The 16903-nt window shown below is 71.4% G+C and carries 14 protein-coding genes; 6 read left to right on the plus strand and 8 right to left on the minus strand.

Annotated elements, in window-relative coordinates:
• Positions 1 to 41 precede the first annotated feature (41 nt).
• Positions 42 to 1004, minus strand: coding sequence for a Bug family tripartite tricarboxylate transporter substrate binding protein (locus tag FHS88_RS11675; protein WP_184484786.1), 963 nt, complete (start codon positions 1002 to 1004; stop codon positions 42 to 44).
• Between the two features lie 149 nt (positions 1005 to 1153).
• Between FHS88_RS11675 and FHS88_RS11680 the strand changes: the two genes are divergently transcribed.
• The gene (locus tag FHS88_RS11680) at positions 1154 to 2584 is read left to right on the plus strand and encodes an NAD(P)-binding domain-containing protein (protein WP_184484787.1); all 1431 of its coding nucleotides are present in this window, start codon (positions 1154 to 1156) and stop codon (positions 2582 to 2584) included.
• A 22-nt stretch (positions 2585 to 2606) separates the two neighbouring features.
• Here the strand turns inward: FHS88_RS11680 and FHS88_RS11685 are convergent, their stop codons facing one another.
• The 5 genes from FHS88_RS11685 to FHS88_RS11705 form a co-directional block, all read right to left on the minus strand.
• Entirely contained in the window at positions 2607 to 3344 is a 738-nt protein-coding gene (locus tag FHS88_RS11685) for a TorF family putative porin (protein ID WP_184484789.1), read from the minus strand.
• A gap of 131 nt (positions 3345 to 3475) precedes the next feature.
• Entirely contained in the window at positions 3476 to 5152 is a 1677-nt protein-coding gene (locus tag FHS88_RS11690; RefSeq protein WP_184484791.1) for a thiamine pyrophosphate-dependent enzyme, read from the minus strand.
• Positions 5153 to 5162: 10 nt separating this feature from the next.
• Positions 5163 to 6125 carry a Bug family tripartite tricarboxylate transporter substrate binding protein gene (locus FHS88_RS11695; protein ID WP_246419870.1) on the minus strand — a complete coding sequence of 321 codons (963 nt, stop codon included), beginning with the start codon at positions 6123 to 6125 and terminating at the stop codon, positions 5163 to 5165.
• A gap of 78 nt (positions 6126 to 6203) precedes the next feature.
• Positions 6204 to 6836 (minus strand): flavin reductase family protein, encoded by a 633-nt coding sequence (locus tag FHS88_RS11700; RefSeq protein ID WP_184484795.1) that lies wholly within the window; start codon positions 6834 to 6836, stop codon positions 6204 to 6206.
• 28 nt (positions 6837 to 6864) lie between these two features.
• The gene (locus FHS88_RS11705) at positions 6865 to 7842 is read right to left on the minus strand and encodes a 2-hydroxyacid dehydrogenase (RefSeq protein ID WP_184484802.1); all 978 of its coding nucleotides are present in this window, start codon (positions 7840 to 7842) and stop codon (positions 6865 to 6867) included.
• A 127-nt stretch (positions 7843 to 7969) separates the two neighbouring features.
• Here FHS88_RS11705 and FHS88_RS11710 point away from each other — a divergent pair, with 127 nt between their 5' ends.
• The 4 genes from FHS88_RS11710 to FHS88_RS11725 all read left to right on the plus strand — a co-directional run bounded on the left by FHS88_RS11710 (position 7970) and on the right by FHS88_RS11725 (position 13833).
• Positions 7970 to 8761: an SDR family oxidoreductase gene (locus tag FHS88_RS11710; RefSeq protein WP_184484805.1), complete on the plus strand. Its 792-nt coding sequence runs from the start codon at positions 7970 to 7972 to the stop codon at positions 8759 to 8761.
• A 61-nt stretch (positions 8762 to 8822) separates the two neighbouring features.
• The gene (locus tag FHS88_RS11715) at positions 8823 to 10088 is read left to right on the plus strand and encodes a Zn-dependent hydrolase (protein WP_184484807.1); all 1266 of its coding nucleotides are present in this window, start codon (positions 8823 to 8825) and stop codon (positions 10086 to 10088) included.
• A complete protein-coding gene (locus tag FHS88_RS11720; RefSeq protein WP_184484809.1) occupies positions 10085 to 12157 on the plus strand; it encodes a hydantoinase/oxoprolinase family protein in 2073 nt (690 codons plus the stop codon). The genes FHS88_RS11715 and FHS88_RS11720 overlap by 4 nt, the downstream gene beginning before the upstream one ends.
• Complete coding sequence (locus FHS88_RS11725) at positions 12157 to 13833, plus strand: hydantoinase B/oxoprolinase family protein (protein ID WP_184484811.1); 1677 nt, start codon at positions 12157 to 12159, stop codon at positions 13831 to 13833. The genes FHS88_RS11720 and FHS88_RS11725 overlap by 1 nt, the downstream gene beginning before the upstream one ends.
• Positions 13834 to 13944: 111 nt before the next feature.
• Here FHS88_RS11725 and motA read toward each other — a convergent pair whose 3' ends face one another.
• Both motA and FHS88_RS11735 read right to left on the minus strand, forming a co-directional pair.
• Entirely contained in the window at positions 13945 to 14811 is an 867-nt protein-coding gene (gene motA / locus FHS88_RS11730; RefSeq protein ID WP_184484813.1) for a flagellar motor stator protein MotA, read from the minus strand.
• Positions 14808 to 15863 (minus strand): flagellar motor protein MotB, encoded by a 1056-nt coding sequence (locus FHS88_RS11735; protein WP_184484815.1) that lies wholly within the window; start codon positions 15861 to 15863, stop codon positions 14808 to 14810. Before FHS88_RS11735 ends, motA begins: the two co-directional genes overlap by 4 nt.
• A gap of 89 nt (positions 15864 to 15952) precedes the next feature.
• Between FHS88_RS11735 and FHS88_RS11740 the strand changes: the two genes are divergently transcribed.
• A complete protein-coding gene (locus tag FHS88_RS11740; protein WP_184484817.1) occupies positions 15953 to 16831 on the plus strand; it encodes an N-formylglutamate amidohydrolase in 879 nt (292 codons plus the stop codon).
• Positions 16832 to 16903: the final 72 nt, after the last annotated feature.

A 16903-nucleotide genomic window follows, 5' to 3' on the forward strand; every position in this document is an offset into this window, starting at 1 on the left:
GGCCAAATCAAGGCGGGAATGCGCCCGCCTCCCGGCCGCCGTCAGCTCTGGATGCTCAGGTTGAGCTCGTTGACCAGCGCCTCCCAGTCCCGCATCGAGCGGATGATGTCCTCGCGGAACTCGGCCGGGCCGAGATAGCCGGGGATGGTGTCGATCTCGAGCAGGCGGCGCTGCATGGCCGGGTTCTCGACCACCTTGCGGAAGGCGGCGGCCGTGCGGTCGAGGATGGGCTGCGGCGTCCGCGCGGGCGCCAGCAGACCGATGAAGCCCGAGAAGGCGAAGCGCCGCGAGAACCCGCTGTTCACCAGCAGCGGCACCTCGGGCAGGGAGGGCAGCGGCCGCTCCCCGGCGAGCCCGAGCGGGCGGATGCGCCGCGCGCGGATCGCCCCGCCGCTCGCCGCCATCGAATGGAAGGCGCAGGCGACATTGCCCGCCACCATGTCCTGCAGCATCGGGCCTTCGCCGCGATAGGGCACATGGGTCATGTTCAGCCGCGCCTCGTCGGTGAACATCTGGCCATAGGCGTGCCCGGTCGAGCCTGCCGCGTAGGAGGCGTAGGAGAGGTCCTTCCCCCGCGCCCAGGCGACGAAATCCTGCAGCGTGTTCCCCTGCGTCGAGGGCGAGGCGCAGAGCACGAGCGGCGTCACGCCGAGCTTGCCGATCGGGGCGAAGTCGTTGACCGGGTCGTAGGGGAAGCGCCGCAGCACGACCGGCGTCTGCACATGCGTCGTGATGGTGAAGAGCATGGTGTAGCCGTCGGCCGCGGCCTTGGCGGCGGCCTCGGTGCCGATCAGCCCGCCCGCGCCGCCGCGGTTGTCCACGACGATGGGCTGGCCCAGCTCGGCGGCCATCGGCTCGGCGACCATCCGGCCCCACAGGTCGGTCGAACCGCCGGGCGGGAAGGGGACGATCCAGCGGATCGGGCGGTCCGGCCACTGGCCCTGGGCAAGCGAGGGCCGGGCCAGCGCGACCCCGGCGGCGGCGAGCATCGTCCTGCGCTTCATGGCGCCTCCTCCATTCTCTTTCGGCCGAGCCTAGTGGCGGGGCAGGGCGCGCGGCAAGCGGCGCGGGCCTTGCATGCCCTCGTCCGCAGGGTGGAGGCTGCCCCGGGCTCCCCTGAACCGCACGCGACCCGAAGGATACCGCCGCGACCATGCCGCATCCCCGCAGCCTCGCCGAGCTCGAGGCCGACATCGCCCGGGATCTGGAACTGACCGCCCATCCGCGCGCGCCCTGGCTGGTGCCCAGGCAATGCGGCGGCAAACCCGTGCTCGACTGCCTGATCGTCGGCGGCGGCCAATGCGGCGTCGCCGTCGCCTTCGCGCTGAAGCGGGACCGAGTGGACAACATCCTGGTCCTGGACCGCGCCCCGGAAGGGCGCGAGGGGCCATGGGTGACCTATGCGCGGATGCACACGCTGCGTTCGTGGAAGGACCAGACCGGGCCGGACCTCAGGATCCCGTCCCTGACCTACCAGGCCTGGCACGAGGCGCAGTTCGGCGCGGCGCATTTCGCCGCCCTGCGCTGGATCCCGAAGGAACTCTGGAACGACTACCTGCTCTGGTTCCGCCGCGTGACCGGCGTGCCGGTGCGCAACGGCGTCACCGTCGGGCGCATCGCGCCCGCGCGCACCGATGACGGCCTGCCCTGCCTCGCCGTCGAGACGAGCGAGGGCCCGATCCATGCGCGCAAGGTCGTGCTGGCGACCGGCCAGGACGGCTTCGGCGAATGGTGGATGCCCGGCTTCGTGAAGGCGCTGCCGCCGCATCTGCGCGCCCATGCGGCGGAGGCGATCGACTTCGCGGCGCTGCGCGGGCGGGTGGTGGCGGTGCTCGGCGCGGGCGCCTCGGCCTTCGACAATGCGGCGGTGGCGCTCGAGGCCGGCGCGAAGGAGGTCCATCTCTTCTGCCGCCGGGCCGAGCCGATGGTCATCCAGCCCTATCGCTGGCTGACCTTCGCGGGCTTCCTGCGCCACCTGCACGAGATGCCGGACGCATGGCGCTGGCGCTTCATGTCCTACATCCTCGGCCTGCGCGAGGGCTTCCCGCAGGACACCTACAACCGCGTCCTCGCCTTCCCGAACTTCACGATGCATGTCGGGCGCCCCTGGACGGATGCGCGGGAGGAGGGCGGGCGCGTCGTGCTCGCCACGCCGCGCGGGGATTTCGTGGCGGACTACGCCATCTGCGGCACCGGCGTGCGGATGGATCCCTCGCTGGTGCCCGAGCTCGCGGGCTTCTGGGACAACATCGCGCTGTGGTCCGACCGCTACACGCCGCCGCCCGAGGAGGCCAATGAGCGCCTCGCGGCCTTCCCCTACCTCGCGCCCGATTCCTCCTTCGTCGAGCGCCGGCTGGGCGAGACGCCCTGGATCCGCGACATCCACTTCTTCGGCATCGCGACCACCATGTCCTTCGGGCCGGCGGGCTCCTCGATCAATGCCATGAGCATCGCCGTGCCGCGCATCGCCGCAGGCGTCACGCGCGGGCTGTTCGAGGCCGACCTGCCGCGGCTCTGGGCCGATCTGCGCGCCTACGACATCCCGCAGGTCGCGCTCGACCCGGCGCGCATCGCCGCCGAATGACGGCGATGCGCGGCCGCGCCGCTCAGAAGGTCCAGGTCAGCGCCGCGATGAAGCGGTTGTCGCACACCTTCAGCCCGCCGCATTCGCGCTGGCTGATGTCCGTGCCGTAATAGCCCGCCGTCACGGCGAAGCCGTAGCGGATCGGGATGGTCGCCGAGACCGAATAGGCGAGGTAGTCGGGCGTGCCGAACCGCGCGTTGCGCTCGATCCACTGGTAGCCGAGCCGGCCCGAGAGGGTGATGTCGAGCACCGGCAGCTTCACGTCCACCCCGCCTTCGAGCCAGTAGCCGTCGCCGGAGCGGCCGAAGAAGTTCGGCGACCAGGCCGCGGTGCCGACGAAGGTGACGGGATCGAGCTCGTATTTCAGGCGCAGCATCGTCTCGAAGTAGGAGATCTCCTGCTGCCCGGGCTGACGGCTGTAGCCGGGGTAGGTGTAGGCGATGCCGCCGATGTCGAAGGTGAATGATCCGATGCTGCGGCGGTAGCCCGCGAGGATGTCCACCTCCTGCCGTGCGTCGGTGCCGGCGAAGGCGACGTTGCTCGCGAAGGCGCCGACATAGAGGCCGATCTCGTGGCTCAGTTCGAGCGCGCCCTGCACCGCCGGCCGGCCGCGCGTCTGGCTGATGTTGCGGAACACGTAGTCGGTGGCGGCGGTCGCCGTGCCGGTGAGGCTGAACCCCGCGCCGAGATCCACCTGCGCCATGGCGGGCGCCGAGAGAAGCCCGAGGCCGATGGCGAGCGCTGCAAGCCGTTTGCGCATAGTCGTGTCCGATCCTCTCCTGGCCGCCGCTGCGGCTTGGTGGGCGGGGCGTCACTCCCCCGGCGGGGGGCGCCCCTCGGACCGGAATTCAGCAAGAGCCGTGCCGCGAAACGGTCACCGCGGGCGGCGGCTCAGGCCGGCAGCGGCATGGTCCGCTTCTTCCATGCCGAGGCCTGCATCGCGGAGGACCTCACATGCACCACCACCGGGCGGTCGGTGACGGCGAAGGCCTCGGAGAGCACCGGCTCGATCTCCTCCTCGGTGCGGATCGCGAAGGCCGCGGCGCCGAAGGACTTCGCCCAGGCGACGAAGTCCGGATTCACCAGCCGCGTCGCCTGGTCGTAGGGGCGGCCCGGATAGCGCCCCTCATGGTGCATGCCGATGGTGCCGTAGCCGGAATTGTCCGACAGGATCACCACCGGCGCGACGCCTTCGCGCATGGCGGTGGCGATCTCGTTGCCGGTCATCAGGATGCCGCCGTCGCCCACGAAGGCCACCGCCCGCTTGCCCGGCCGGCGCAGCGCCGCTGCCACCGCCATGGGCACCGCGGCCCCCATGGCGCCCACATTCGAGGCGAGGAACATGTGCGTCTGCCGGAACGGGAAGTAGCGATGCAGGAAGGAGGAGAAGTTCCCCGCATCCGAGGTCACCGCCGCATCCGCCGGGATGTGCCGCGACATGGCCGCGCAGACGGCGGCGAAGTTCACCCCGTCCTCCATCCGCTCCCATTCGGGCGCGAGCAGGCTGCGGTGGATGGTATTGAGCCCCTTCACCCAGCGGCGGCGGGCCTCGCTCGCCTCCGGCGCATTGCGCGCGAGCAGGCCGCGGATGACGGCATGCGGGTCGGCGGCGATGGGCAGGTCCACGCGCCAGACGCGGCCGATCTCGTTGGCGTCCGGCCAGACCTGGACCAGCGGCAGTTGCGGCTCGGGCGCGGCGGGGAAGGTGTAGGACTGGCTGATGGAATCCGACAGCCGCTCGCCCAGGCAGACCATGAGGTCGGCCTTCTTCATCTCCTCGATCAGCGGCTTGGGCACGCGGATGCCCATGTAGCCGCCGTAGTTCGGATGATGGGCGTCGAACAGGTGCGGCCGGCGGTGCGTCGGGCTGATCGGCAGCGTCCAGGCTTCCGCGAGGCGGTTGAGATCGGCGAGCGCCGCCTCGCCCCCCGCCGCCAAGGCGCCGCCGACCAGCACCAGCGGGCGCTCGGCATTGGCGAGCATCTCCGCGAGGCGATCGAGGTCCTCCGCCCGCGGCCCCGGCTTGGGCAGGGCGCGCGGCGCGACCACGGGGCCCTCGGCCGGCTCGTCGAAGATGTCCTCGGGCAGGATCACCGCCACCGGCCCCGGCGTGCCCGCCTGCGCGAGGTGGAAGGCGCGCGCGATCACCTCGCTCGCCTGGACGGGCTGGATGACCTCGAAGACGCCCTTGGTCACGTCCGACAGCAGGCGGGAATAGTTCTGCTCCTGCAGCGCGAGGCGGCCGACATCCTTGCGCTCCACATGGCCGATCAGCATCACCAGCGGGGTGGCGTCGTGATAGGCGGTGTGCAGCGCGATCATCGCATTGGTCACGCCGGGCCCCCGCGAAACCAGGGCCACGCCGGCCCGCCCGTCGCGCATGCGCCCGTCGGCGGCGGCCATGAAGCCCGCGCCGCCCTCATGGCGGCAGACTACGAGCCGGATCTGCGGGAATTCCGTCAGCGCATCGGTCAGGCCGAGGTAGGACTCGCCCGGCACGCAGTAGATGATGTCCACGTCATGCGCGGCGAGGCTTTCGGCCAGGATGCGGCCGACGGTGCGGGTCATGTCGTTGTCCTCACTGGGGGCGGAGCCCCGCGGCGCGCACCAGCGGGGCGAAGGCGGCGAGTTCGTCGCGCACGAAGGCGGTGTAGCTCTCGGGCGTGGTGTCGGGCGGCGCGCCGCCCAGCTCCTCGAGGCGCCCGCGCGTCGGCGGGTCGGCCAGCACCGCGCGGATCTCCTGCGACAGCCGCGTGGTGATGGCAGGCGGCAGGCCGGCCGGGCCCGAGATGCCGAACCAGGCATAGGAGACGACATCGAGCCCGCCCTCGCGCAGCGTCGGCACGCCCGGCAGGGCATCGGTGCGTTCCGCCGCGCTGACCGCGAGCGCCCGCAGCGCGCCCGCGCGCACATGCGGGCCGGAGGAGGGCAGGCTGTCGAGCATCGCCGGCACCACGCCGGCGATCAGGTCCGACAGGGCGGGCCCGGCGCCGCGATAGGGGATGCTCTCGGTCCGCACGCCGAGCGCCATGGCGAGCCGCACGCCCGCGAGATGGGAGGAGGTGCCGATCCCCGCCACCGCGAAGCGGATCTCGCCGGCCGCGCGGGCCGCGGCGGCGAAATCGTCCAGCGTGCGCGCCGGGTTGGCGGGGTTCACCAGCAGCACCGAGGGGCTGCGCGCGATCATGGCGATGTGGGTGAAGTCGCGCAGCGCGTCGTAGGCGATGGTCGGGTAGAGCGCAGGCGAGACCCCATGCGAGGTGGAGGAGGAGACGAGCAGCATGTGCCCGTCCGGCTCGGCCCGCGCGACCGCTTGCGCGCCGATGGTGGCACCCGCGCCGGGCCGGTTCTCCACCACGATGGGCTGGCCGAGCCGGGCGCCGAGCCGCTCGGCGACGAGCCGGCCGACCACATCCGTGGTGCCGCCCGGTGCGAAGGGCACGACGAGGCGGATGGGCCGCGACGGCCAGGCCCCGCCCTGAGCCAGCGCCGGGCGCGCCAGGAGCGGCAGCGCGGCGAGCGCGAGATGACGGCGGTGCATCACGGGGCGTTGTCCTCTCCGTTGCGCCCATCCTGCCGCAACGCGACGCCGCCGCAAGCCCGCCCTGCGGGCGGGTCGTCAGCCGCCCCGGCGTGCCTCCCAGTCGGCGACGGACAGGCGCGGGATCTCGATGCGGTCGGTGGTGCGCGCATACCAGCCGCGCCCGTGCATGCGCCCGACCAGTTCGAGCTTCGGCGTGTCGATGTAGAACTTCGCCGCGTCCAGCACGCAATCGTCGCGCACGTATTGCGCGACCACGCGGCCCATCACGATGGTGTGGTGGCCGGCGGGGACGAACTGGAAGATCTCGCATTCCAGCGCGACCGGGCTCTCGGCGATGCGCGGCACCTTCACCTTCAGCGAGGGCGCGGTGGTCAGGCCTGCCTCGGTGATCTCGTTCACGCCATGGGGGAAGTCGATGGCGGTGACGTTCATCTGCTCGGCCGTTGCGGCGGAGACGAGGTTGACCACGAACTGGCCGGTCGCCTCGATGTTCGCGAGCGTGTCCTTCGCCGCACCCGCGCGCGGGCCGCAGCCGATGCCCACCACCACCGGGTTGTCGGAGAAGGCGTTGAAGAAGGAATAGGGCGCGGCGTTCACCTGCCCCTCGCGGTCCTGGCTGACGACCCAGGCGACCGGACGCGGCACGACCGAGGCGACGACGAGCTTATAGGCCTGCTCGTGCGGGATCTGCGTGAAGTCGAAATGCATGGCGGTCGTCCTTGTCCGGCGTCAGGCGTCAGGCGGCGCGGTGGGGCGGGTTCTCGCCCCGGATCAGCAGCGCCTCGAGGTTCTCGATGCAGCGCGCGCCCATCGCATCGCGCGTCTCGATCGTGGCCGAGCCGAGATGCGGCAGCAAGGCCACGTTCTCGAGCGCGATGTAGCCGGGATGGACCTTCGGTTCGCCGTCATAGACGTCGAGGCCGGCGGCGCGGATATGGCCCGACTTCAGCGCGGCGATCAGCGCCTCATCGTCCACCGAGGGGCCACGGCCGGTGTTCACCACCAGCGCGCCCTTCTTCATCTTCGCCAGGCGCGCGGCGTTCAGCCACTTGCGCGTGCCCTCGCCGCCCGGGACATGCATCGAGAGCACGTCGATCGCGGCGAGGAAGCCGTCCTCATCCGGGTGGAAGGTCGCGCCCTTTTCGAGCTCGGGCGGCAGGCGCTGCACGTCGTGGTAGTGGATCTCCATCTGCATCCCGCGCGCCATCTCCGCGAGCTGCCGCCCGATGCGCCCGAAACCGAGGATGCCGAGCCGCTTGCCCTGCAGCGTGACACCCATGAGCTGCGTCGGCGCCCAGCCTTCCCACTTGCCCGAGCGCACCAGCCGCTCGCCCTCGCCCGCCCGGCGCGCGGCCATCAGCATCAGCGTGAAGGCGCATTCGGCGGTGGCGAAGGAGAGCACCTCCGGCGTGTGCGTCACCGCGATGCCGCGCGCCTTGCAGGCATCGAGCGCGATGTGGTCCACGCCGACCGAGAAGGTGGTCACGATGCGCACGCTGTCGGGCAGGGCGGCGATGGTCCCGGCGTTCATCGGGTCGCCCGCCGCGCAGAGCACGCCCGCCGCGCCGGCCGCCCTGGCCCGCCGCGCGATCTCCGCGCCGTCGCGGAACCAGGGCTCGTCCGCGCTGTTCAGCCGGGCATCGAACAGCGATGCGAGGCGCGCCTCCACGCCGTCCGGCAGCTTGCGGGTGACGAGAAGGACCGGCTTTGCCATGGAACGCTTCCTGCATGCTTCGGGGATGACGCGTCGCGCATAGCGCGCCCCGCCCCGTCTTGCCAGGGGGCGGGGGAGGGGGCAGGGTCCGGCCCGGTTCCACGGCACGGATGAAGGGGTTGCGGATATGGATCTCGGTCTGAAGGGCAAGCGCGCGCTGGTGATGGGCGGCGCGAAGGGCCTCGGGCGCTCGATCGCGGATGCGCTCGCCGCCGAAGGCACGGTGCTGACGATCAGCGGCCGCGACGTGGCGGCGATGGAGAAGGCCGCGGGCGAGCTGAAGGCGCTCGGCGCGCCGGCGGTGACCGTCGTGCAGGCGGATGTCGCCTCCGGCGAGGACATGGACCGCCTGGCGGACACCGCCGTGAAGGCCATGGGCGGGGTGGACATCCTGGTGCTGAACCATGGCGGCCCGCCCGTCTGCACCGCCTCCGAGATGAAGGAGGCGGACCTCGTGAAGTGGTTCCAGAACATCGTCGTCTCGCCGATCCGCATCACGATGCGGCTGATGCCCGCGATGCGGGCGCAGAAATACGGACGCGTGATCGTGGTCGGCTCCTCGGGCATGCAGCACCCGATCCCGACGCTCGCGCTGTCGAACACGCTGCGCGCCTCGATCTGGGCCTGGCTCAAGACGCTCGCGGCCGAGGTCGCGGCGGATGGCGTGACGATGAACGTCCTTGCGCCGGGCTCGATCCGCACCGACCGCATCCTTCAGACCGCCGCGGTGCGCGCCGAGAAGGCCGGCACCAGCGTCGAGGAGGAGATCGCCAAGGCCGGGCGCGAGATCCCGGCCGGCCGCGTCGGCGAGCCGCACGAATACGGGCCGATGGGCGCCTTCCTCGCCGGCGTCACCGGCGCCTACATCACGGGCACGATGGTCCGCGTGGATGGCGGCCGCGTGCGCAGCATGCTCTGAGCCGCGGCGGGGCGCCGCACCGGTGCCCCGCAGGTGACGCAACCGACAAGGAGCCGCGCGGATGCTGCCGAACCTGACCCCGGACATGGACCTCGCCGCCGAACTCTTCGCCGGGCTGCGCGCCGGCAGCGCGGACGGCGAGGGCGTGACGCGCGAGGCCTACGGCCCCGGCGAACGCATGGCGCATGCGCTGGTGCGCGCCGCGGCCGACCGCCTCGGGCTGGAAAGCACCGTGGATGTCGCGGGCAACCTCTACATGACGCTCCCCGGCACGGACCGGTCGGCCAAGCGCCTCGTCATCGGCAGCCATCTCGACAGCGTGCGGCAGGGCGGGAACTACGACGGCGCGGCGGGCGTGCTCGCGGGCATGGCCGCCGTGGCGGGCATGAAGCGCGCGGGCTTCGTGCCGGGGCGCGACATCACCGTCATGGCGATCCGCGCCGAGGAGGCCGGCTCCTGGTTCCCTGTCTCCTATCCCGGCAGCCGCATGGCGCTGGGGCTGCTGAAACCGGACGGCCTCGCCATCCGCCGGCAGGACACTGGGCGGAGCCTCGCCGAGCACATGCGCGAGGAAGGCTTCGACCCCGACGCGGTGGCGCGCGGCGAGCATGCGCTCGGCCCGCACAACGTCGCCGCCTTCCTCGAACTGCACATCGAACAGGGGCCGGTGCTCGATGCCGAGCAGGTGCCGATCGGCATCGTCACCGGCATTCCGGGCAGCCGTCGCCTGCGCCAGGCGCGCGTCATCGGCGAATACAACCATTCGGGCGCGACGCCGCGGAAGTATCGCCGCGACGCGGCGGCCGCGCTGGCCGAACTCGTGCACCGCATGGACGAGGAATGGGTGCGGCTCGAGACCATGGGCCACGCGCTGGTCTGCACCTTCTGCACCATGGCGACCACCGCCGAGGCCGGCTTCACCAAGATCGCGGGGGAGGCGGAGTTCTCCCTCGATGTGCGCAGCGTCAGCCCGCATGCCTGCGACCTGATGTTCGAGGCGCTGCACCGCTTCATGGAGGAGATCGAGGCGCGCCGCGGCGTGCGCTTCGAGCGTGGCCCCGAAACCGGCAGCCGCGCCAGCCCGATGGATGCGGGCATCCGCGCCGCGCTCGCCAGCGCGGCGAGCAGCCTCGGCATTCCCTGGCGCGAGATGGCCTCGGGCGGGGGCCACGACGCGGCCGCCTTCGCCGAGGCGAAGATCCCAGCCGCCCTTCTGTTCGTGCGCAACCAGCACGGCAGCCACAATCCGAAGGAAGACATGCGCATGGAAGACTACGCGGCGGCCTGCGCCGTGGTGCAGCGCTGGGCGGCGGAGGCCGCGCAGTGACCGCTCGGCTGGCAGTCGATATCGGCGGCACCTTCACCGACCTCGCCATCGAGAAGGGCGGGCAGCGCTGGACGGCCAAGGTCCTGACCACGCCATCCGCGCCCGAGAAGGGCGTGCTGGAGGGTGTCGCGCAGGTGCTCGCCAAGGCGGGCATGGCGCCGGGCGAGCTCTCGCTGCTCATCCACGGCACGACGCTCGCGACCAATGCCATCATCGAGCGCAAGGGCGCGCGCACCGCGCTGCTGACGACCGAGGGCTTCCGCGACGTGCTCGCTCTCGCCAACGAGGCGCGCTACGACCAGTACGACCTCAACATCGAGCTGCCGCAGCCGCTCGTCCGCCGCCGCTGGCGCCTGCCGGTGCCCGAGCGGCTCGACAACACCGGCAAGGTCCTGCTGCCGCTGGATGAGGCGGCGCTGCGCCAGCAGGTCGAGTTCCTCAAGGGCGAGGGCATCGAGAGCCTCGCCATCGGCTTCCTGCATGCCTTCGTGAACCCGGCGCATGAGCGCCGTGCCGCCGAGATCGTGCGCGAGATGTGGCCCGGGCTGCCCATCTCGCTCTCCTCCGAGGTCTCGCCCGAGATGCGCGAATGGGAGCGCTTCAGCACCACCGTCGCGAATGCCTATGTGCAGCCGCTGATGGCGACCTATCTCGGGCGGCTCGAGGCCGGCCTGCGCGCGGCGGGTGTCGCCTGCCCGCTGTTCCTGATGCTCTCGGGCGGCGGGCTGACCACGATCGAGACGGCCTCGCGCTTCCCGATCCGCCTGGTGGAATCGGGCCCTGCGGGGGGCGCGATCTTCTCCGCCTTCGTCGCGAGGCAGCGCGGCTTCGACAAGGTGCTCTCCTTCGACATGGGCGGCACCACGGCGAAGGTCTGCCTGATCGACGGCTTCCGCCCGCAGGCGTCCCGCACCTTCGAGGTGGCGCGCGTCGGCCGCTTCAAGAAGGGATCGGGCCTGCCGCTGCGCATCCCGGTGATCGAGATGGTGGAGATCGGCGCCGGAGGCGGCTCCATCGCGCAGGTGGACGGGATGGGCCGCATCCAGGTGGGGCCGGAATCGGCAGGCGCCGATCCGGGACCGGCCTGCTATGGCCGCGGCGGCACGCATCCGGCGGTGACGGATGCGAACCTCGTGCTCGGCCGCTACGAGCCCTCGCTCTTCGCCGGCGGCTCGCTGCCGCTGAAGCCCGATCTGGCGCGGGAGGCGCTCGTGGCCCATGTCGGTGGCCGGCTCGGGCTCTCGGCGGAGATGGCCGGTCTCGGCGTGGTCGAGATGGTGGACGAGAACATGGCGAATGCCGCGCGCGTGCATGCCATCGAGAGCGGAAAGTCATACGAGGGGCGCATCGTCATCGCCTTCGGCGGCGGCGGCCCCGTCCATGGCTACCGCGTCTGCGAGAAGATCGGCGTCAAGCGCATGCTGGTGCCCTCGGGTGCTGGCGTCGGCTCGGCCATCGGCTTCCTGCGCGCGCCGGTCGCCTATGAGGTGGTGCGCTCGCTCTACCAGCGTTTCGGCAGTTTCGACCTCGCGGCGGTGAACGCGCTGCTGGCCTCCATGTCGGCCGAGGCGACGCAGGTGGTGAGCGAGGGCGCCTTCGGCGCGCCGGTCGAGGAGACGCGCATCGCCTACATGCGCTATGTCGGCCAGGGGCACGAAATCCCGGTGCCGCTGCCGCCGCGCGCGCTGACGGCCGCCGACGTGGCCGGCATCCGCGCGCTCTACGATGCCGAATATGCCCGCTTCTACGACCGGCCAGTGCCGGGCTCGGATGTGGAGATCCTCTCCTTCGCCGTCACGGTGCGCACGGTGGAGGCGCATGTGGAACCGGTGGCGCCGGTGGCCGATGCGCCCGCGCCGAAGCCGGTCCGCGTGCAGATGGTGCGCGACACGGCGACGGGCGAGGTGGGCGAATGGCCGGTCTATGACCGCGCCCATCTGCCGCCGGGCGCGACCATCCCCGGCCCCGCCATCGTGGCGGAAGCCGAGACCAGCACGCTGGTCGGCCCCGGCTGGACGTGCCGGATGGATGGGCTCGGCTATCTCGACCTGACGCAGGAGGCCGCGTGATGAGCAAGGAAACCGGCGCGCTCGCGCAGATCCAGCGCCAGATCCAGTGGAATCGCCTGATCGCCGTGGTGGAGGAGCAGGCGCAGACCATGATCCGCACCGCCTTCAGCACCACGGTGCGCGAGGCGGGCGACCTTTCCGCCGGCATCTTCGACCTCGAGGGGCGGATGCTGGCCCAGGCCGTGACCGGCACGCCGGGCCATGTGAACTCCATGGCGGAATCGGTCGCGCATTTTCTCGCCAAGTTCCCCGCGCACACCATGCAGCCGGGCGACCACTACATCACCAACGACCCCTGGCTCGCGACCGGCCACCTGCACGACCTCACGGTCGTCACGCCCGCCTTCCGCAACGGGAAGATCGTGGGCCTGTTCGCCAACACCGCGCACATCATCGACATCGGCGGCCTCGGGATGGGGCCGGAGGGGCGGTCGGTCTTCGAGGAAGGTCTCTACATCCCGATCGTGAAGTGCTTCGACCGCAACGTCCCGAACGAGACCTTCTTCGACTTCATCCGCGCCGGCTCCCGCACGCCGGTGGAACTCGAGGGCGACATCTACTCCCTCTGCGCCTGCAACGACGCCGGCGCGAAGCGGCTCGTGGAGATGATGGACGAGTTCGCGATGGACAGCCTCGACGAGCTCGCGCACTCCATCTTCGAGGCAAGCACGCGCGCGACGCTGGCCGAGATCGCGAAACTGCCGCGCGGCACCTATCGCGCCGAGATCCGCTCCGACGGCTACGAGGCGCCGGTCACGCTGAAGGCCGCGATGACCATCCACGCGGACCGCATCGTGGTGGATTTCGCCGGCACCTCGGGCCTGTCCAACCGCGGCATCAACGTGCCCCCCGCCTATTGCCGCGCCTATGCCTGCTTCGGCATCAAGTGCGTGGTGGCGCCCGAGGTTCCCAACAACTGGGCGAGCCTCAGGCCCTTCGAGATGGAGATCCCGCAGGGCTGCATCCTCAACGCGCCGCGCCCCTATCCGGTCAGCGTGCGGCACGTGATCGGGCAGCTTCTGCCCGACCTGATGATGGGCTGCCTGCACCAGGCGGTCCCGCACCGGGTGAATGCCGAAGGCTCCTCCGCGCTGTGGAACCCGCCGCTGCGGGGTGGTTCCCAGGTTTCGGGCCCGGCCGCCGAGGTCGAGGATTTCGAGATCATCACCTTCAACTCCGGCGGCACCGGCGCGCGCCCGGGCAAGGACGGGCTGGACGGCACGGCCTTCCCCTCGGGCGTGCGCACCATGCCGGTGGAGGCGACCGAGAACGTCGCGCCCGTGATCTTCTGGAAGAAGGAACTCAGGCCGGATTCCGCCGGCCCCGGCCGCACCCGCGGCGGCTTCGGGCAGGTCATGGAGATCGGAGCCAAGGGCGATGCGGAGTTCGCGGTGAACGCCATCTTCGACCGCGTGGCCAACCCGCCCAAGGGCCGCGACGGCGGCGGCGATGGCGCGGCCGGCTGGGTCGGCCTGAACGACGCCAATGGCACCGTGCTGCGGACCAAGGGGTTCCAGATCATTCCGAAGGGGCGGCGGCTGCTGCTCAAACTCCCGGGCGGCGGCGGCATGGGCAACCCGAAGGAACGCGACCCCGCGCTGGTGAGGCGCGATGTCGAGGACGGGCTGGTGAGCGAGGAGGCCGCGCGGCGCATCTATGGCTACGCCGCGGAGTGACGGGGCGGCCGTATAGGAGCAGGCGCCACGCTCCATGCCGTGCCTGATGTGGCCTTCGCACTTGCGACGCCGCAAACCATCGCAAGATGGACGGGCGCGTGCTTCGGCCGCTCAGCCGATCTGCAGCTCCTGCAGCGCCTGCTCCAGCTCCTGGAAAGTCGGCATGTGGCTGCTCGGCACCAGCTTGCGGCCGGTCTCGACCGCGACCTGCGGCGCGTTGCCGTGCAGATGCGCGACGATGACGGCCTTGATCACCTCATAGTAGCGCGATTCCTCCTCCACCACGCCGCGCAGCCGCGTCGCCATCGGGCCGACGATGCCGTAGGCGAGGAAGACGCCGAGGAAGGTGCCGACGAGCGCGCCGCCGATCATCTTGCCGAGCACTGCCGGCGGCTCGCTGATCGAGGCCATGGTCTTGATGACGCCGAGCACGGCGGCGACGATGCCGAGCGCGGGCAGCGCATCCGCCATGTTCTGGATGGCGTGGGAGGGGTGCAGCTCCTCCTCCCGAAGCTTCTTCAGTTCCCGCCCCATCACGTCCTCGATCTGGTGCGGGTCGTCGGCGTTCATGCCGACCATACGGAGGTAGTCGCAGATCATCATCACCGCGTGGCGGTCGGCGGCGATCTTGGGGAATTTCTGGAAGGCGGCGCTCTCCTCGGGCTTCTCGATATGCGGCTCGAGCGCCATCGGCCCCTTGGTCTGCGCGAGGCGGACCAGGTAGTAGAGGATGGAGAGGATCTCGGTGTAGTCCTGCTTGTGGTAGCGCGCGCCCTTGAGGATCTTCCCGATGCCGCCGAGCGTGTGCTTCACGTCGTGCATCGAGTTGGAGCTGAGGAAGGCGGCGAGCGCGGCGCCGCCGATCATCATCATCTCGAAGGGCAGGGCCTTGACGATGATGTCGAACTTGCCGCCGGCGAGCATGTAGCCGCCGAAGACCATCACGAAGAGCAGGACGACGCCGATGATCGAGGTCATCGCCCGGGCTCCTCGCGGATCTGGCGCAGCAGCGTGATCGAGACGCGCCGGTTCGCCGGCGCGGCCGTGTCCTCCGGGATCAGCGGCTCGCGGTCCGCGCGGCCGCTGACGCTGCGGATGCGCTCCTCCGGGATCCCGGCCTCGGACAGAAGGCGCCGCGTCATGTTGGCGCGCTCGGCCGAGAGGTCCCAGTTGCTGCGCCCGGCGCCGCCACGGAACGGCGTGCTGTCCGTGTGGCCTTCGATGTAGATGGGGTTGCGCAGGCGCAGCGCGGCCTGCGCGACGCGGGTGAGCAGCGCGCGCGCCCGCTCGTTCGGCGTGGCCCCGCCGAGCGCGAACATCGGCAGCCCCTCAGCGTCCACGAGCTGGATGCGCAGCCCCTCCAGCGTCTGCTCCACGAGCAATTGCCGCGCGAGGTCCGCGAGTGCGGGGTCGGCGGCGACGGCCTCGCGGATCTGCTGCGCCGCCTGTTCGAAGGCCTCGCGCTCGCGGCGCGCAAGTTCGCGGCGCAGCTCGGCCTCCGAGAGGGCGTCGGGGCGGGGATCCGGGGCGGGCTCGTCCGCCGGCCCGCCGCGGGGCGGCTCGGGGCCGCTCAACGCCCCCGGCGGCGTCGGCGCGACGAGGCGCGGATCCTCGGCCTCCTCGCGGCCTTCGGGGCCGTCGCGGCGGGTCATGGGGCGCGCGGGAGTGTCGGTGTCGTCCTCCTCGATGTCGAGGACAACGGGCTGCCGCCCGGGCTGGATGGTCAGCGCGCCGGTGGTCGAGGTCTGGTTGCCCTGGTCGTTCGGGGTCTGCCCGCCGAAGGGCGCCCCGGAGCCGGAGACGGAGCGGGCGAGCAGGTTGGTCGGCGCGAAATAATCGGCCAGGCCCCGGCGCTGTTCCTCGGTGGTGGCGTTGAGCAGCCACATCAGGAGGAAGAAGGCCATCATGGCGGTCACGAAATCGGCGTAGGCGACCTTCCACGCGCCCCCATGGTGGCCGTGATCGCCGCCTTCCTCCCGGCGGATCACGATCGTGCCGCCGCCCTGGGGGCCTTTTGCCTTGCCGGACATCGCGGCGCAGCATGCGGCCCCTCTGCTGACCAATTCGCTAATCCGTCCCGCGTGACAGGGGCGGGGCGCTATGGTTTGGTCGCCCTCGCATGGACCTTCCCGCCCAGACGCTCGGCGCGGGCGCCGAGGCGGCGCCCTACACGATCTACCGCCCGGCGCGGCAGACCATGCCCGTGGTCTTCGCCTCCCCCCATTCCGGACAGGACTACCCGGCCGATTTCGTGGCGGAGGCGCGGCTCGACCCGCTCGCGCTCCGGCGCAGCGAGGATTCCTTCGTGGACGAGATCTTCGCCGCCGCGCCCGCCCATGGCGCGCCGCTGCTGGCCGCGACCTTCCCGCGCGTCTGGTGCGACGTGAACCGCGAGCCCTGGGAACTCGACCCCAGCATGTTCGACGGGCCCCTGCCGCCCTGGGTGAACACCTCGAGCCCGCGCGTGGGGGCCGGGCTCGGCACCATCGCCCGCATCGTCGCGACAGGCGAGACGATCTACCGCCGCCGGCTGCGCTTTTCGGAGGCCGAGGCGCGCATCCGGGCCTGCTGGGAACCCTACCACGCCGCCCTTTCCCGCCTGATCGCCGAGACCCGCGCCCGCTTCGGCGTATGCCTGCTGGTGGACTGCCATTCCATGCCCGCCCACCCGGCCCAGGCCGCCAACCCGCCCGACATGGTGCTCGGCGATGCGCATGGCACGGCCTGCGCGCCGCGGGCCACACGCCTGGTCGAGGAGGCGCTGGTCGGGCTCGGCTACCGCGTCCGGCGCAACGACCCCTATGCCGGCGGCTATGTCACGCGCCATTACGGGCGGCCGCGGGAGGGGGTCCACGCGCTGCAGATCGAACTCGCGCGCGCGCTCTACATGGATGAGGCCCGGATCGAGCGCGGGCCGGGCCTGCCGGCTCTGGCGCGCAACGTCACGACCCTGATCGGGCATCTGGCGCGGGTGGATTGGGGCTTCCTGCGGCCTTGATGCGCCGCAGCATTCCGGAGAACGCCTTGCTCCCGTGGGGCGGAAAAAAAGAAGGCGGTGCCCGAAGGCACC

It is taken from the genome of Neoroseomonas alkaliterrae (assembly GCF_014199195.1).
GTDB classification, from domain to species: Bacteria; Pseudomonadota; Alphaproteobacteria; order Acetobacterales; family Acetobacteraceae; genus Neoroseomonas; species Neoroseomonas alkaliterrae.